Consider the following 15698-nt stretch of genomic DNA (forward strand, 5'->3'; position numbering starts at 1 on the left):
CCCGTTTACAGCGGCCGGGCCGTCTGGAGCTGGTCGCGGATCAGCGCCTCGTAGTAGCGCCCGTGCGCGATCAGCTCGTCGTGTGTGCCCTGCTCCACCAGGGAACCCTCCTCCATCACACCGATCAGGTCCGCGTTGAGCACCGTGCTCAACCGGTGCGCGATGACGATCCTGGTGCACGACAGCGCCGAGAGGATCTCGTCCACCCGACGCTCGGTGACCACGTCCAGGTGGCTGGTCGCCTCGTCGAGCAGCAGCAGCGGCGGGTTGTGCACGAGGGCGCGGGCGAGGGCCAGCCGTTGCCGCTGGCCGCCGGAGAGCCCTCCGCCACCCTCGGTGAGTCGGGTCTCGTACGCCATCGGCATCGCCATGATCTCGTCGTGGATCTGCGCGCGCTCGGCGGCGAGGACTACCTCGTCGTAGGTCGCCGACGGATGCCCGAGGGAGATGTTGTCGCGGACGGATCCGGCGAACAGGGCGGGCTCCTGGGTGACCATGCCACACCAGCGGCGCAGCTCGCGGAAGTCGAGGTCCTGGAGCAGACGCCCGTCGAAGCGGACCTCACCCTCACTGGGGACGTACAGCCCGATGATCGTCTTGGCGAGCGTCGTCTTACCCGACCCGGTCCGTCCGACCAGCGCCACCTTCGCGCCGGCCGGAATGGAGAGGTCGACCCCGCGTACGGCCCAGGCGGCGTTGGCGCTGTAGCGCATGCCGACTCCGCTCAGCGTCACCTGCCCGGAGATGCGGCCCGGTGGCTGGGACGTGGACCGGTCCTGCTCGGCGGCCTCGTCCATCACGTCCCGGATCCGTTCCAGGTGGGTGCCGACCGTCTGTAGTTGGCGGGCCGTGTTGACCAGGCCCATCAACGGGGTGAGCACGGCCGCGGCGAGGGCGTTGAGGGCCAGCATGGTGCCCAGCGACATCGCGCCGGCGACGACCTGGTGCGCGCCGACCCACAGCAGGAGCAGCGGCGAGCCCATGCGGAACACCCCGAGCGTCGCCTCCAACCCGGTCTCCAGCTGACGGCGGTGCAGCGAGGCGAACTGCCGGGTCTGGAACAGCCCGGACCAGCGGCCGAGGACCTGCTGCTCGGCGCCCATCGCCTTCACCGTCTCGGCGCCGGCCAGCACCTCGACGGCGTAGTTCTGCTCCTCGGCCTGCGCGGCGATGTCCCGGTGCGTGCGTTCCCGCATGGCCCGGTACGTCGCCACGATCGCGCCGAGTTGCAGCAGACCCAGGCCCAGCACCAGCCAGGCGTAGAGCGGCGTGAACGCCAGGAGCATGCCGATGTAGACGACGACGAACAGTCCGTCGAGGACGAGCGACATCGTCTGGCTGGTGACCAGGTCGCGGATGACCGTGTTGCTGGACATCCGCATCAGCAGGTCGCCGCTGCTGCGCAGTTGGAAGTACGAGTACGGCAGGGCGAGCAAATGGTCGAAGAAGCGCCGCATCATGGTGTCGTCCATGCGGGCGTGCAGCACGTTGAGAGCGACACCGCGGGCATAGGTGCCGACGCCCTGGGTGGCCAACAACAGGAGCATGCCGAGGCCGAGGACGGTCAGGGCCTCGACCTGCCCCTTTCCGATCACCGTGTCGACAGCGAACTTGGTGATCAGTGCCGGCAGCAGCACCGCCAGTTGGAGCAGCAGCGAGACGACCAGGACCAGGCCGAGCAGCGGACGGGAAAAGGTCAGCATGCTGCGGGCGAACCGCAGCGAGGCCAGGCGTCCCGGGCTGGGGCGGCGCTCGAACTCCTCACCGGGGCTGAGTTCGATGGCGATGCCGGTGAATCCCTCGGCGAACTCCTCACGGCTCATCCGCCGCCGGCCCATCCCCGGGTCGACGACGACCGCGCCGCGTCGGTCCCACCGCTCCAGCACCAGATAGTGCCGGAAGTTCCAGTGCACGATCGCGGGGAGCCGCAGCTGCGGCAGTCCGTCGAGGTCGACGCTGACACCTCGGGCCCGCATGCCCGCCCGGCGGGCGAGTTGGGCCATCTGCAACGCCGTGGCGCCGTCGCGGCCGATGCCCAACTGCTCGCGGCACTCGGCGACGGAGGTCCACCGCCGGTAGGAACTGAAGACCATGGCCAGACACGCGGCGCCGCATTCGGTAGCGCTCATCTGGAGCATGATCGGCACCCGGCGGCGCTGTCGCAGCCAGCTCGGCGTCATCGGAGGACCCTCCCCACGCCCGGCACCAACTCCAGCAGTGTGGGGTTGGCGACCACGAGACTGAGCCGGCCGAAGGTCTGCTGCGTCTCGCCGGAGAGCAGGACGATGGTGACCGGCCGGGCCACCTCCGCAGGGATGTTCCAGCGCCGAGCTGCGGCGTCGTCGACGACGACCTCGGCCCGGACGACCCGCAGTGTTGCCCGTCCGCCCTCCTGGACCAGTGTGACCTCCGTGCCCTGCGCCGGCTCGGGGTCGAGGCGTCCGGCGAACATGGAGACCAGATTCGACCCGTCGGCACCGATCGCGGCGCCGTCGACGGTGCGCGGCACCCGCATCACCGCCGCGAAGCCCAGGCCGATCAGCAGCAGCACGGCGAGCGCCACCAGCGGCCGACCGGAGGACCGGATCGGGCTGCGGGCGGGGCCGTCGTGCACGCCACCGCGGTAGCTCGCCAACGCCTGCGGGCGGTACGGCCAGACCTGCTGCTCAGCCACGCGGGTCACCGCCCACCGCCGGGGCCGGAGGCTCGACCAGCAGGATCGACGGGACCCGCTCCGGCAAGGCCAGGCGCAGCAGGTTGTAGCCGATGCCGGCGATGCCACTCATCAGGCCGGGAGTCTCCGCTCCGAGCGGAACCCCACACAGCCAGCCGTCCCGGTCGATGTAGTCCAGGATGCTGGCGGCCACCAGCTCGGCCTGCCGGGCGGCGTCCTCGTCGCCGCGGACCCGTGCGGCGGCCAGCAGGGCCTCGACGTTACCGAGGTCGCCGTGGCAGATGCTGTGGTTACCGGTGCCGGTGATGACCTCGCCGGTCAGGCCGAAGCGCAGCATGCCGGTGCTGGCGTCGGAGAGGTCGCGGTCGAGCAGTTCGTGGTCGTCGACGTAGCCGGCCAGGTCGGCGCGGGCGAGCGCGATGCCGGGCCCGCCGTGGCACCAGGCGACCATGGAGTACCGCTCCGGCGTGGTGTCACGCAGGTCGAGCCAACACATGTGCTCCGGGTCGAAGGCCGAGCGTTCGTAGCGCATCGCTCCCTCGACCAGCGGCAGGTGGTCGCGGTTGCCGAGGGCCCGGTCCAGCCGGGCCAGGGCGACAGCGATGCCGGACCCACCGTGGGAGAAACCCGCCAGCGGCCGACTCGGGTTCACCGCGCCCGCCCAGCCGATCCCGTCTCCGGCCGGCTCGGCCTTGTCCGCCAGGATCCGGGCGAACGTGCGGGCCGCGTCGAGGACCGGCTCCGACGGCCGTGCCGCGTGCAGCGCCAGCAGCGCGAGGATCGCTCCGGCCGCGCCGCTGATCACGTCGTACGCCTCGTCCTGCGGCGCGAGGTGCAGCAGGACGGGCACGATGCGTCCGGCCGCGTCCAACAGGTCGTCGCGCTGCCACAGGGCGCCCAGGTGACTCAACGCGTACAGCGGGCCGCCCAGCTCGTTGAAGGCGCCGACTGTGAAGTTCTCCAGGCTCTCCGTCGGCGTCTCGTCGAGCAGGTCGATCTGACGTACCAGCATGCCCGCCGCGACCTCGGCCGCGCTGCGGAAGCGTTGCTCGCCGCTGACCTCGCCGAGGTAGCCGAGGAACAGCGCGATCCCGGACAGCCCGCTGTAGAGGTCGATCCCGACCGGGCCCAGCTGCCAGATCTTGTCCGCCACCAGGGTGTGCCCGAGCCAGGCGATCGAGTCCTCGCCGGTGTCGGCCGACAGCAGCAGCCGGTCACCGGCAGCGCACGCGGCTGCGATGAACCGGTCCACGTCGGCGGGAACGGTGGCGGCGGTGACCTGGTACTCCGACCACTGCCCCTGACTCTCCACGCCCATCGTCAGCGCCGCGAGCGAGCTGCGCAGGATCCAGGTCTGCTGGGCCAGGTGCGTTTCGGAGAGGGCGTCGATGCGCTGCCGCGACCGCTCCAGGCCGCTGGTGGGCAGCACCCCGGCGACCACCGAGCCGTCTCCGGCGACGAAGTCGTGCGAGGCGGGTGTCGTGCTGAAGAAGGGGATGTCGCCGCGGCTGAGCTGTGCCTGCTCGGCGGTGGCGATCCGGGCCTCGGCGCCGGGCCACTCCTCCTGCAACCACAGGAAGCTGAAGAACCGCTCCCGGTCCAGCGCGTTGCGCAGCAGGTCGGGGTGGCGGCTCTCCTGCAGCAGCTTGCCGTAGGTGCGGGTGGCGCGCAGGATCACGCGTACCTCGTCCCCGGCGAACGCGGCCACCGGCCCGTCCGGTGCCAGCAGCTCGTCGCGGTGGCGGTGCAGCAGCCGGTAGGTCTGCTCGAACCCGGCCATGATGTCCGCGCTGAAGTCGAGGGTGTGGTGTGCCGCGTCGCTCAGGCTGGGCAGGTTCTGCCCGCCGCCCATCTCGATCCGCTTGCGGACCAGGCGCATCTCGTCGGTGCCGGACTCCTCCCAGGTGGCGACCGGGGTGGGCGTGAGCTGCCCGGCGGTGCCGGCCAGACCGCTGAAGTCGACACCGCCGACGCCGTCGTCGTCCTGGTAGATGATGGGCCGGGGCAGGAGCCCGACCTCCAGGACCGACTCCCGCATCGTCCGGAACGACTCCGCCGAAACGCCGATCTGCTGGTCCGTCTGCTCGCCCTGCGGATGGAAGAGGGCCTCCAGGTCGACGAGCATCGGGTGCTCGCCGGCGGCGATGATGTTCTCCAGGTGGAAGTCGACGGCCGCGAGGCTGTGCAGCAACGCCAGGTAGCTGCCCTGCCGGGTGTAGAAGCGGCGCAGCGCGTCGTGATCGGCGCAGGGCCCGGCGGTGACGAACTCCGACCAGCCGTAGTCACCGCGGTCGAGCACCCACATCGTGCGCAGCGACGGTTGCGCGCCGCGTGTGTTGAGCCAGTCCAGCACTTGCTGGAAGTGCAGCTCGACCTGGAGCCCTCGGGGCTTGTAGACGGCGCGGGCGCCGTTGGCGAAGCGGACGAACCCGACCGAGCGGCCACCGCGGTGGGAGTCACCGGCGCCGAACGACACCTCCGTCACGCTGCCCAGCTCCGCCGGGTCGCCCAGCCGGGCGGTCAGCGCGGTGGCATCGGCGGTGAGGCGCTGGGCGAACTCGATCCGGGCGTCCACCCAGTTGTCGATGAGGATTGTCGCGTCCCGGGCCAGCACCGGGTACTCCATCAGGACGTCGAGCGTGTACTTCGGGTCGCGTAGCCGCCGGGCGAAGTCCTGGAAGCGCTGCTGCGAGGTCTCCCCCTCCAACTGCCCCTGCAACCGCAGGACGTTGAGTTCCAGCACGAGCACCCGGCCGACGAGCAGGTTGATCGCCCCGTAGGGCGGCTCGCAGAGCTGGTCGGCGAGCAGATCGGCGTCCAGGTGTGGTCCCGGCGTACCCGCGCAGGCCGCGTGCACGGCCTCGCGTACCCGGCGGACGCCGTCGTCCACCAGTGGGCGCACCAGTTCGACGAACGCGGCGTGCGGGTGGGGTTCGTGGTGGTGGTCGTGGTCGTGGTCATGGTCGTGCCCGTGGTGGTCAGCGTCAGCGGCCTCGCCCGGCCGGTGGTCGCGCCATGCGCGCTCGATGGTGCGCACGTAGTCCGGGATGTCGGCGAACCTGCTGCGGACCGTCTCCGGCGTCTCACCGAGCACAGTGGTCAGTGTGGGCTCGTCGAGGTCGAGGGCGTCGAGCCAGCTCTCGAACAGGTCCGTGTCACCGGCGAAGACCGGTTCGCTCTTCCACCGATCGAGCCGGAGCCGCCCCCGGTCGTCGTCCACCGAGCCGGTCGGCGCCGCGCCGCCGAGCCTCTCCGGCAGGGAGTACGCCAGGTACCAGCAGGGGTTCGAAACGTCCACCGGGTCGTGACCGGGTAGGTGCGACTGCGTCATCGGGGGTGCTCTCTCTCGCGCAGCGGTCGGGTCTCGCGGGGGACGGTGCCCGGACACCGCAGGCGTCCGGGCACCGCCGGTGGAGCAGGTGGATCAGGCGGTGCACAGACCGCAGGTCGACTGCGTCTGGCAGGTGCCACAGGTGGTTCCGCCGCACGTCGCGCCGCAGGAACCGCACGGGGTCTCCCGGGCGGTGAAGCCGCCGCAGCAGCCGAGGGTCCAGAGACCCTCGGTGCGCGCGCCGGCGATGTGCGCGAGAACGTCGTCGCCGAGCTCGACCACGCCGCAGGGGTGCTCCGGCAGCGCCGCCAACTGCTCGGCGGAAAGGCTCGCCCGGTACTCGGGGTCCTTCCAGGCTTGCACGATGTTCATTAAGGGCTCTCCTCAAGGGGTTCGGGATGTGCTGGCGGAAGAACGCGGTTGTCGAGGACGGTCCGTCTTCTCCGCCGAGGTGGACCGATCAGCCGCAGCAGCCGACGGTGAAGGCCGCGCAGGTGCCGTTGCAGAAGGTGCCGTTGAAGGAGAAGCAGCCGGCGGCCCCGGTGACCACGGTGATCGTGGGAGTCGGGGTCCACGTGCCGCCGTCGGCCCCGTCGAGCTCCTGGTCGTTGAGCTCGACGAAGCCGGCCGGGTTCGCCGGCAGGCTGGCACGCTCCTCGTCGCTGAGCGACGCCCGGTAGACCGGGTCCTTCCACGCCCTGATGTAGTCCATCTGAACTCCGATCTATCTGTGGTGAAGTGCGATACGTGGATGGGCCTCCACGGGCGGAACCGTAGGACCGCGCTATGGCAGATCGATGGCATCGCGATGGTCGGTCGGCGGTTCCAGCAGCAGCACCGATGGCACACCCGCCGGGTCGGCCCAGCGCAGGAGCGCGTAGCCGATGCCGGCCAGGCCGCTCATCAGGCCCGGTGTCTCCACTCCGCGGGGCACGCCGCACCGCCACTCGCGGTTCTCGATGTCCGCGACGGCGCTCGCCACGATCGCGGCGGCGCGCTGGGCCGCCCCCTCGTCGCCGAGGGCTCGTGCGGCGGTCAGCGCCGCCTCGGCGTTGCCGAGGTCCCCGTGGCAGATCGAGTGGTTGTGCAGCAGGTTGCCCGGCTCCAGCGTCGCCGTCAGGGCACGCCGCAGGTCGTCGCGCAACAACGCGTCGTCGGTGGCGTAGCCCAGGAGTTCGGCGCGGGCCATCGCGACACCGGCCGCCCCGTGGCACCAGGCGACCATGGAGTCGCCCTGCGGCGTGTCCGGGCGCAGGTCGCGCCAGTTGCCGGTCACCTCGTCGTACACGGTGCGTTCGTAGCGCAGCGCCGCGTCCACAGTGTCGCGATGCTCACGCGTGCCGGCGTACCGGTCCCATCGAGCCAGGGCGGTGGCGATACCGGACGCGCCGTGCGAGAACCCCGCCAGCGGCGCCTCCGCGTAGAGCGTGCCGGACCAGCCGACCCCGTCGCCGACCGGCAGCGCGCCGGTGAGCGTGTGCCGGGCCAGCGTCCGGGCGCCGTCGAGCAGGCTGGGGTCGGCCGTGACCCGGTGCAGCGACAGCAGGGCCAGCAGCCCGCCGGCGCTGCCGTTGATGATGTCGTACTCGCGGGTCTCGGTGGCATGCGTGACCATCGACGCGGCCAGGCTCACTGCGGTGTTGACCAGGTCGGCGCGGTCCAGGACGGTGGTGAGGTGGCTCAGGGCGTACACCGAGCCGCCCAGGTGGTCGAAGCCGCCGACGCCCGCGGCCCCCGCCGGGCCGGCGAGCCAGCTCTGCGCCTCGCGGAGCATCATCGTGGCGGCCCGGTCGGCGGCCTGCCGATAGACAGTGTCGCCTGTGACATCCGCCAGCCGGGCGAGGAACAGGGCGATGCCGCTGATGCCGTTGTAGAGGTCCATGGCGCTGGGGCCGAGCATCCACACCTTGTCGGCGATCAGGCTCAGGCCCAGCCAGCAGATCCGGTCGTCCTCGGCGAGCGCTGTCGCCAGCAAGCGGTCCCCGATCATCCGCGCCGCGTCGACGAGGCGCTCAGGTGCGACGGTCGCGGGCGCAACAGTCGAGTGCACACCAGTCGCGGGTACGACCGGCGGCGGCAGCACCCTCGCGCCCGTGCGGCTGGTTGCACGCCACCGCGACGGGTCTCCCATGATCAGCGCGGTGAGCGAGGCCTCGATGATCCAGCTCTGCTGGGCCAGGTGGTCCTCGGACATGCCCGCCAGTCGTTCGCGGACCGCGTCCAGGCCGGTCTGGCGCAACGCGCCCGGCAACACCGTGCCGTCGCCACCGGTGAGGTGCGTCGACGACGGTGTGGTCACGAAGATCGGCACGTCGCCGGCGTTGATCTGCGCCAACTCCGCGGCGATGAGGGCGTCGCGGTGCTCGCGGTGCTCGTGCCCCGCCCACAGGTTCTCGAAGTACCGGTCCCGGTCCAACGCGTCACGCAGCAGGTCCGGATGCTGCGCCTCGGCGAGCAGCCGGACGTACGACTCGGTGGCGCGCAGAACCACTCGCACCTCGTCGTGCGCGAACGCGGCCAACGGACCGGACGGCCCCAGCAACTCGTCCCGGTGTCGCAGCAGGATCCGATAGAGCGAGCGGTATCCGTCGCCGATCTCGGGGGCGAACTCCGTCACGTCCAGCGGCTGCTCGCCCAGTGTGGGCAGATTCCCCGAACCGGGCAGCAGGACCCGCCGCCGATCCAGGCGCATCTCGTCGGTGCCGAGCCCGTCCCAGACCGTGACCGGCCGGGCGGTCAACTGCCCACCGGCCCCGGACATCCCGCTCATGTCGAACTGGTTGACCTGGTTGCCCTCGGTCCAGACCACGGGTGCCGGCAGCAGCCCCACAGTGATGACCGACCTGCTCATCAACCCGACCCCGACGCTCTGCAGGTAACCCGCCTGGTCGCCGATCGGCCGCTCCCACTGCCAGTTGTGCAGCATCGCCTCCAGATCGATGAGCATCGGGTGCTCACCGGAGGCGATCACATTTTCCAGATGGAAATCCGTCGCACCGAGGGTCTGCAACAGGGCCAGCAGCGCGCCCTGCCGACGATAGAACCGGCCGAGCGCGTCCCGGTCGGAGCACTGTCCACTCTCGACGAACTCCGTCCACCCGTACACCTCGCGGTCGACGACCCAGAACGTCCGCAGCGCGGGCTGTGCCCCGCGCTCGTTGAGCCAGGCCAGCAGGTGTTGGAAGTGGCAGTCGACCTGTAGGCGCCGGGGCTTGTACATCACCCGCGCGCCGGTCGCGAAGCGGACGACCGCCACCGAGCGACCGCCGCGATGGTTGTCGCCCGCCCCGAAGCTCACCTCGGCCAGATCGCCGAGCGAGTCCGGCCCGCCGCACCGGTCGGCCAGCTCCGCGTAGTCGGCGACGACACGCTCGGCGAACTCGAGCCGGCTGGCCTCCCAGTTGTCGACGATCCGCACCACATCCCTGGCCAGCACCGGATATTCGCGCAGCAGGCGCAGTGCGTGCTGCGGCTGCTCCAACCGGTGGAGGAAGGCGTGGAAGCGCTCGTGCGGGTTGCTCCCGGACAGCTCGCCCTGGATCCGCAGCACGTTGAGCTCCAGCGCCATCGTCCGGGCCACCAACATGTTGACGCTGTCGACCGGCCCCGGACCCAACCGCGTGGTCAGCGCCTCGGCGGACAGGTGCGGGTGGCCGTCGACCAACGCCGTCACCCGCGTGCCCAACCGTTGCAGCGCGGCGGCGATCAGCGGCGCGACGAGCACCGCGAATCCCGCGGCGTCATCGTGTTCCGCCGCGCCGTGGCCGGGCGCCACAGCGGCGGCCGGATGTCGCCGCGCAGCCTCGACCAGCCGACGGGCGTAATCCGGTGCCGTGTCGAACCGGGACCGAACGGTCTCCGGCTGCTCGCCCAGGACCCGGATCAGTCCGGCCTCGTCGAGCCCGTGCTGGGCCAGCCGCTGCGGGATCAGGTCGGGCCGCCTGGCGTGGACCGGCTCGTCCAGCCACATCTTCAGCCGGATCCGGCCGAGATCCTCGTCGACGGGGCCCGTCGGCACTGCGCCGGTCAGCCGCTCCCGTAGGGAGTGACCCAGAAACCATCCGGCGTCCCCCGGCTGCACCGGGGCAAGGCCGTCGTCCATCTGCTCCGCCTCACCGCGCGGCGTCGCCGCGCATCACGTGGTGGTGGCCGCCCGTGTCCGGGCGGGTCCTTCGGGAAAACGGCTCGGCACCCAGGGCGGGCCCAGGTCACCGCGCAACATCGAGGTGTACGCCGCGAGCAGCGCCGGGGTCGGCTCGACGCCCAACTCGGTCGCCAGGCGGGTACGGAAGGCGCCGAACACGTCCATCGCCTCGCTCTGCCTGCCGGTCTGGTACAGGGCGGTCATCAGCATGATCGCCAGCCGTTCCCGCAGGGGGTACTCCGCCTGCAAGGCGACGAGCGCGGGGATCGCCCGGTGGCAGTCGCCCAGCCGCAGGTGCAGCTCCAGCCGGTGTTCCAGGCAGACGATGCGGCGTTCGAGCAGGTGTTGCCGACGGCTCTCCGCGTACGGACCGGTCAGGCCCGCCAACGGCTCACCCGCCCAGCTCTGCTCGGCCTCGGCCAGCAGCGCCGCGGCCCCGGCGAGGTCGCCGGCCGTCTCGGCGGCAGCCGCCCGCTCAACCGCCTCGTCGAAGTCCGCCACGTCGGTGCGGGCCGAACCGAGACGCAGCCGGTAGCCGATCCGGGAGCTGTCGATCGCCGGACCGTCGTGGCCGACGCACGCCGCCTGGAGCGTGCGTCGCAGCCGATAGATGTAGGGCGGGATCAGCTTCGTGCCGGTCGCCGGGGCCTGGCCACCCCAGACTCCCTGCAAGATCGACGCCGGTGTGACAACGCGGTTCGCGTTGAACAGCAGGATCGCGAAGACCGCCTGTTGCCGGACGGGCCCGAGGTCGAGCCACTCTCTGCCGACCTCGGCGTGCAGCGGGCCGAGGGCGAGAAACCGTACCCCCGTCACGGCATCGCACGGCCTCGCACCGCCCGCACCAGGACTCGTCATCGAGGTCTCCTCCCTACCGGCGGCCGGGGAACCGCGCACAGGCGACGAGGCACGGCACGCCACCCGGGTCGGCTCTGAATCCGGCGGTGCCGCTTGGATCGAAGATCATCGCGTCCGGGGGATGGTAGGACGCTCGGCGTACAACTCGCGTACATCGCCCGCACGAACAGCGCGCGGCGGGTAGCCGCGCGCATCCGAAACGGAAACGGTGCCGCCGGTGGGTCGTCAGGTGACTCACCGGCAGCACGTCGATCAGTAGGTCCTACGCGTGGGCGTAGCTCACTCGGGTGGCTTGGCCCCCGACTGCTCGCTGACCATGTACGCCGCGTACCAGTCGGGCCAGTTGTCGTCATGCTCGCCCGTACGTTTCTCGTGCTCGCCGTGCGCGGCGGCCGCGCGCCGAAGCGCGCTCGCCAGGTCGCTCGTGGAGCCGAACGACGTGAGGCCACCCTCGATGCGTCCGGGAAGCCTGGTCGTGATCTCCTGCATCAGCCAGGTGTTGCCGTCCGGGTCGCGCAGCGTGGCGCGCGAGAAGTAGCTCCGCCGCTGCGGGTCCGGCCCGTCGACCGGGCCGTCCGGGCTGACGTGGAAGACGTCGCCGACCTCGACACCGGCGGCGGCGAGGGTGTCATGGGCCGCCTCGATGTCGGACACGATCAGGTACGCCATGGCCGAGCCGGGTGCCGCCGACGTGAGCCCAGGGCCGAACTGTACGGAACACGCGGAGCCGTGCGGAGTCAACTGGACGATGCCGGGCGGGGTCTGGTCGAGCCGCCACCCGAGCCGTTCGTAGAACGCCTTCGCCCTGTCGACATCCGAGACCGGGATGACGATCACCTCGAGCTTGACGTCCAGGCTCTCGATGCGTGACGTCGCACTCGCCTCGCCCTGGGTCACCTTCGGGCTCATCGCCCCTCCCTTTCTGATCATCACGCTGCTGCTTGCGTCAGTGCTCGGCGCCGGCTCCCGGCATCAGCCCGGCGCCATCCTGGTGGCCCTGCGTACCCCCAACAGGGCGACCAAAGCGAGGAGGATGACGGCGACGGAGTACTCGTCGGCGGTCCGCGGCAGACCGCCGGCGTAGACCACGAGGAAGCCTGCGATCACCGTGGGGAGACCGAAGCCGACGTAGCAGACGACGTAGAGCACTGACAGCACGCTGGCGCGTTGGTGTGCCTCGACCAGCGGCATGACCGTCTTGAGGCTGCCCTGGAAGCCGCTGCCGAAGCCGACGCCCCCGAGCGCGAGGCCGACGAAGAACACCGGGATGGACTGCGCCGTGACCGCCACCAACGTGACGATCATGCCCAGGATGAGCGCGACGATCCCGGTCAGGATCACGGTCCGCGCGGCGGTGTTGCGCTGTACCAGCACAGCGACAGACCCGAAGACGGCGAAGACGAAGAGGACCAGACCGCCGACCACGATCGACGTGTTCATGAGGCTGCGGATCAGCGCCGGGCCGAGCGCGCCGAAGAACCCGGCCAGTGCCCAGACCGCGAAGAGCACCGGAATGACGACCAGGACCGGTTGGCGCACCGAGCGGGGCAGCGTGACGTCCGGCCGCAGGCTGCCCCGGGCCCCGGCCGTCGGGGTGACCGTCTCGGGCATCAGCGCGACCCCGACGGCCTGGATCAGCAGGATCACGAGCAGGACGAGGTACACCAGTCGCGTCGGCGCGGGTAGGAACTGGATGAGCAGCGCCGAGAGCAGGGCGCCGCTTCCGGTTCCGATGCCGGGGGCGATCGAGTTCGCGAGCGTGCCCCGGGCTCGGTCGATGTCGAGCATGGCGGCACCCACCGCACCGGTGGCGGCGCCGGCTGCCAGCCCCTGCACGAGGCGGGCGACCAGCAGGGCCGCAACGCCGTTGGCGAAGATGAAGACGACAAGCGCGAGCATCTGCACCACGATCGCGACGGCCAGCACCGGCCGCCGACCGACGTGGTCGGACAACCTGCCGAACGTGAGTAGCGACGCCAGCACCGCGAGGGCGTAGACGGCGAACACCACTGTCGTCGTGACCGGCGAGAAGTGCCAGCGTTCCTGGTACACGCCGTAGAGCGGGGTCGGGGCCGCCGACGCGGCCAGGAACGACACCAGGATCGACGCCAGCAGGATCAGGGAGACCGTCGGTGTGAGTCGGGCCCGCCCCGCGATAGGCATGTCGGTGCTCCTCGGCTGCGTGAAAGGCGGCCAGCCTGGGCGTTCCGCCGGCCCCGGGGGCCACGGCGGCGTACCCGGTTGGCGCCGGCACATGCCAGCTCAGCCCTCGGTGTCCTGGCCGGTCGCCGGGAGGCTCGCCACGCCACGGGCCAGCGCGTCCCGGAAGTCGCGGTACCGGTCGGGGCCGAGCGTGTCGGCGAGTTTCTGCTCGATCAGGTGCACGAAGCCGTCGGAGGCCGCGATGAAGCTCAGACCCCGATCCGTCGGCACGATCAACTTTGCCCGGCGGTCGGCCGGGTCCGGCGTACGCCGGACGTAGCCCAGCCGTTCCAACTCGTCGAGGATCGCGCCCATCGTCTGCTTGTTGCGGCCGGCCAGCCGGGCCAGCTCGCCGGGGCGGGTGCCCTCGGCGTCCAGGTACGCGAGGACCGCGCCGTGGCGCGGCCGGACGTCGTCGAACCCCTGTTCGGCCGAGCGTCGGAAGATCTCCCGCTGGACACGCGCGGAGAGCTGCACGGCCAGGATCCCGAGGTCGGGGTCCTGCTCCTTCAGTGTGCTGCGCTTCATAATTTGGTCCAATCATTGGACGGTACAAGTTTTGGACTATATCGTCGCTGGCGGCGACCGTGGTCCGACCTCGGTCCGCCTGACCGAGAGGATGACCATGACCATTCTGATAACCGGGGCAAATGGCACCGTGTCGCGGGAGGTACTGCGGGAGCTGGCCGGCAAGCAGCCGCTGCGCGCCCTCGTCCGGGACGCGTCGCGCACACCAGGGCTCGACGGGGTCGAGTACGTCGTCGGCGACCTGGACCGCCCCACCACACTGACCCGGGCGTTCGAGGGCGTGACGACGCTGTGGCTGCTGATGCCGATGGGCCCACTGGCACCGAGCCAGAGCATGAACGCGGTGTGGGCGGCCCGGCAGGCCGGCGTACGGCACATCGTCCGGCTCTCCGCGATCGGCGCCGCGCACGACGCGCCCACCCGCAACGGCCGTCTGCACGCGCTCTCCGACGCGGAGCTCCAGGAGGCCGGTATCCCCTGGACCATCCTGCGACCGAGTCACTTCATGCAGAACCTGCTCGGCGCCAAGGCCGGTGAGCACCTCTACGGTCTCTTCGGTGACGCGAAGGTCGGCCTGATCGACGCCCGGGACATCGCCGCAGCCGGGGCGGCGATCCTCTCCGCGCCACAGCAGCACCAGGGCAAGATCTACACCCCCACCGGCCCGGAGAGCATCACTCTCGACCAGGCTGCCGACGAGATCGCCCGCACCCTCGGCGAGCCGGTGCGCTACGTGCCGCAGAGCCCGGAGCAGGCACGTGACGGACTGCTCCAGGCCGGCCTCGACCAGTGGTCGGCCGAGGTCCTCGCCGAGTACCGGGTCGCCTACGGTTCCGGATGGGGCGACTTCACAAACGACCACGTCGAGCGGATCGTCGGCCGGCAGCCGCGGACCTTCGCCGAGTTCGTTCGCGATCACCGCGAGCACTTCGCCAGCGTCTGATCCGACGACAGCTCGGCGCGGTGCCCTCCGGAGCGACTCCACTGGAGGGCACCGCGGTGCGTGCCGGACCGGCGCCCCTACAGCTCGGGGTGGCCGAAGAGTCCCGGCAGCCCGCCGGTGTGCAGAAAGACGACCCGGTCGCCGTGCGGGAAGCTGCCGGCCAGCAGCGCCGCCATCGCCCGACCGGTGTACGTCGGGTCCAGGAAGACCCCCTCAGTACGCGCTGTCACCTCCAGCGCCGCCCGGACGGCGTCGGTCAGCGTGCGGTACCCCGCACCCACCTGAGTACCGTCGATCCGCAGCGCGTCCGGTTCGACCTCGCCGACGAGCAGCCCGGCGACGGTCGCCCGTGGGTCCGGCACGGCGCCGACATCCACCCCGACGACCCGCTGCGCGCCCAACTCCCGCACCAGGCCGGCCATCGTCCCGCCGGAACCGAGCGCCACCACCACCTCGACCCCGTCGGCGTCCGGCACCTGGGCCCGCAGCTCCCGACCGCAGTCCACATAGCCCTGCACCGATGCGGGAGCGGTGCCGCCGAACGGGATGACGTACGCCGGTCGCCGCTCCGCCTCGACCGCCACCACCTCGGCGAGCGGACTGTCTCCGGCCCAGACGATCTCCGCGCCGGCGAGCCCGTCGAGCAGCAGGTTGCCTCGCCTGCTCTCCGGGGGCGGGCCGGCGAGCACCAGCACGCAGGAGAGGCCGAGCCGCGCGGCCGCGGCAGCGGTGAGCCGGGCGTGGTTGCTCTGCGGCGCTCCCGAGGTGATGACCGTGGTGGCGCCGTCGGCGATCGCCTGCGCGCAGGTGTACCGGAGCTTGCGGATCTTGTTGCCGCCCCCGCCAAGGCCGGTGAGATCGTCACGTTTGAACCAGAGCTCGGTCAGCCCCAGCCGGGCGGCGAGCCGGGGCGCGGCCTCCAGCGGCGTCGGCCAGCTACCGAGGGGAACGGGTGTGATCATCCGTGCAGCTAAGCACTCCCCGGGCGCGCACGCAGCTTCCTGGCCGTTGGCGCTCT

12 protein-coding genes are annotated in these 15698 nt (G+C 71.2%); 1 reads left to right on the top strand and 11 read right to left on the bottom strand.

Going from position 1 to position 15698, the window contains the following annotated elements:
- Window positions 1–5 precede the first annotated feature (5 nt).
- From AB0C19_RS00110 to AB0C19_RS00155, 10 genes are all read right to left on the bottom strand, one after another.
- A complete protein-coding gene (locus tag AB0C19_RS00110) occupies window positions 6–2180 on the bottom strand; it encodes a peptidase domain-containing ABC transporter (RefSeq protein ID WP_357177180.1) in 2175 nt (724 codons plus the stop codon).
- Complete coding sequence (locus AB0C19_RS00115) at window positions 2177–2674, bottom strand: hypothetical protein (protein ID WP_357177182.1); 498 nt, start codon at window positions 2672–2674, stop codon at window positions 2177–2179. The genes AB0C19_RS00110 and AB0C19_RS00115 overlap by 4 nt, the downstream gene beginning before the upstream one ends.
- Window positions 2667–6005 (bottom strand): type 2 lanthipeptide synthetase LanM family protein, encoded by a 3339-nt coding sequence (locus AB0C19_RS00120; protein ID WP_357177184.1) that lies wholly within the window; start codon window positions 6003–6005, stop codon window positions 2667–2669. The genes AB0C19_RS00115 and AB0C19_RS00120 overlap by 8 nt, the downstream gene beginning before the upstream one ends.
- A 93-nt stretch (window positions 6006–6098) precedes the next feature.
- On the bottom strand, window positions 6099–6377 hold the full coding sequence (locus AB0C19_RS00125) for a mersacidin/lichenicidin family type 2 lantibiotic (RefSeq protein WP_091399738.1): 279 nt from the start codon (window positions 6375–6377) through the stop codon (window positions 6099–6101).
- Window positions 6378–6465: 88 nt separating this feature from the next.
- Window positions 6466–6717 carry a mersacidin/lichenicidin family type 2 lantibiotic gene (locus AB0C19_RS00130; protein WP_357177187.1) on the bottom strand — a complete coding sequence of 84 codons (252 nt, stop codon included), beginning with the start codon at window positions 6715–6717 and terminating at the stop codon, window positions 6466–6468.
- A gap of 72 nt (window positions 6718–6789) precedes the next feature.
- On the bottom strand, window positions 6790–10107 hold the full coding sequence (locus AB0C19_RS00135) for a type 2 lanthipeptide synthetase LanM family protein (protein ID WP_357177189.1): 3318 nt from the start codon (window positions 10105–10107) through the stop codon (window positions 6790–6792).
- Window positions 10108–10140: 33 nt separating this feature from the next.
- The gene (locus AB0C19_RS00140) at window positions 10141–11007 is read right to left on the bottom strand and encodes an AfsR/SARP family transcriptional regulator (protein ID WP_357177191.1); all 867 of its coding nucleotides are present in this window, start codon (window positions 11005–11007) and stop codon (window positions 10141–10143) included.
- A 279-nt stretch (window positions 11008–11286) separates the two neighbouring features.
- Window positions 11287–11916 carry a VOC family protein gene (locus AB0C19_RS00145; RefSeq protein WP_357177193.1) on the bottom strand — a complete coding sequence of 210 codons (630 nt, stop codon included), beginning with the start codon at window positions 11914–11916 and terminating at the stop codon, window positions 11287–11289.
- A 63-nt stretch (window positions 11917–11979) separates the two neighbouring features.
- The gene (locus AB0C19_RS00150) at window positions 11980–13170 is read right to left on the bottom strand and encodes an MFS transporter (protein ID WP_357177195.1); all 1191 of its coding nucleotides are present in this window, start codon (window positions 13168–13170) and stop codon (window positions 11980–11982) included.
- Window positions 13171–13269: 99 nt separating this feature from the next.
- Window positions 13270–13749, bottom strand: coding sequence for a MarR family transcriptional regulator (locus AB0C19_RS00155; RefSeq protein ID WP_357177197.1), 480 nt, complete (start codon window positions 13747–13749; stop codon window positions 13270–13272).
- Window positions 13750–13834: 85 nt separating this feature from the next.
- Between AB0C19_RS00155 and AB0C19_RS00160 the strand changes: the two genes are divergently transcribed.
- The gene (locus AB0C19_RS00160) at window positions 13835–14680 is read left to right on the top strand and encodes an NAD(P)H-binding protein (RefSeq protein WP_357177199.1); all 846 of its coding nucleotides are present in this window, start codon (window positions 13835–13837) and stop codon (window positions 14678–14680) included.
- Window positions 14681–14757: 77 nt separating this feature from the next.
- Here AB0C19_RS00160 and AB0C19_RS00165 read toward each other — a convergent pair whose 3' ends face one another.
- A complete protein-coding gene (locus tag AB0C19_RS00165; protein ID WP_357177201.1) occupies window positions 14758–15642 on the bottom strand; it encodes a pyridoxal-phosphate dependent enzyme in 885 nt (294 codons plus the stop codon).
- Between the last annotated feature and the right edge of the window lie 56 nt (window positions 15643–15698).

The organism is Micromonospora sp. NPDC048842, assembly GCF_040649935.1.
Classification (GTDB): Bacteria; Actinomycetota; Actinomycetes; order Mycobacteriales; family Micromonosporaceae; genus Micromonospora; species Micromonospora hortensis.

Bases quoted from the DNA above. Each gene is read 5' to 3' on its own strand.
- AB0C19_RS00110 (WP_357177180.1), bottom strand. From the start codon at position 2,180: ATGACGCCGAGCTGGCTGCGACAGCGCCGCCGGGTGCCGATCATGCTC.
- AB0C19_RS00120 (WP_357177184.1), bottom strand. From the start codon at position 6,005: ATGACGCAGTCGCACCTACCCGGTCACGACCCGGTGGACGTTTCGAAC.
- AB0C19_RS00125 (WP_091399738.1), bottom strand. From the start codon at position 6,377: ATGAACATCGTGCAAGCCTGGAAGGACCCCGAGTACCGGGCGAGCCTT.
- AB0C19_RS00130 (WP_357177187.1), bottom strand. From the start codon at position 6,717: ATGGACTACATCAGGGCGTGGAAGGACCCGGTCTACCGGGCGTCGCTC.
- AB0C19_RS00135 (WP_357177189.1), bottom strand. From the start codon at position 10,107: ATGGACGACGGCCTTGCCCCGGTGCAGCCGGGGGACGCCGGATGGTTT.
- AB0C19_RS00140 (WP_357177191.1), bottom strand. From the start codon at position 11,007: ATGACGAGTCCTGGTGCGGGCGGTGCGAGGCCGTGCGATGCCGTGACG.
- AB0C19_RS00145 (WP_357177193.1), bottom strand. From the start codon at position 11,916: ATGAGCCCGAAGGTGACCCAGGGCGAGGCGAGTGCGACGTCACGCATC.
- AB0C19_RS00150 (WP_357177195.1), bottom strand. From the start codon at position 13,170: ATGCCTATCGCGGGGCGGGCCCGACTCACACCGACGGTCTCCCTGATC.
- AB0C19_RS00160 (WP_357177199.1), top strand. From the start codon at position 13,835: ATGACCATTCTGATAACCGGGGCAAATGGCACCGTGTCGCGGGAGGTA.
- AB0C19_RS00165 (WP_357177201.1), bottom strand. From the start codon at position 15,642: ATGATCACACCCGTTCCCCTCGGTAGCTGGCCGACGCCGCTGGAGGCC.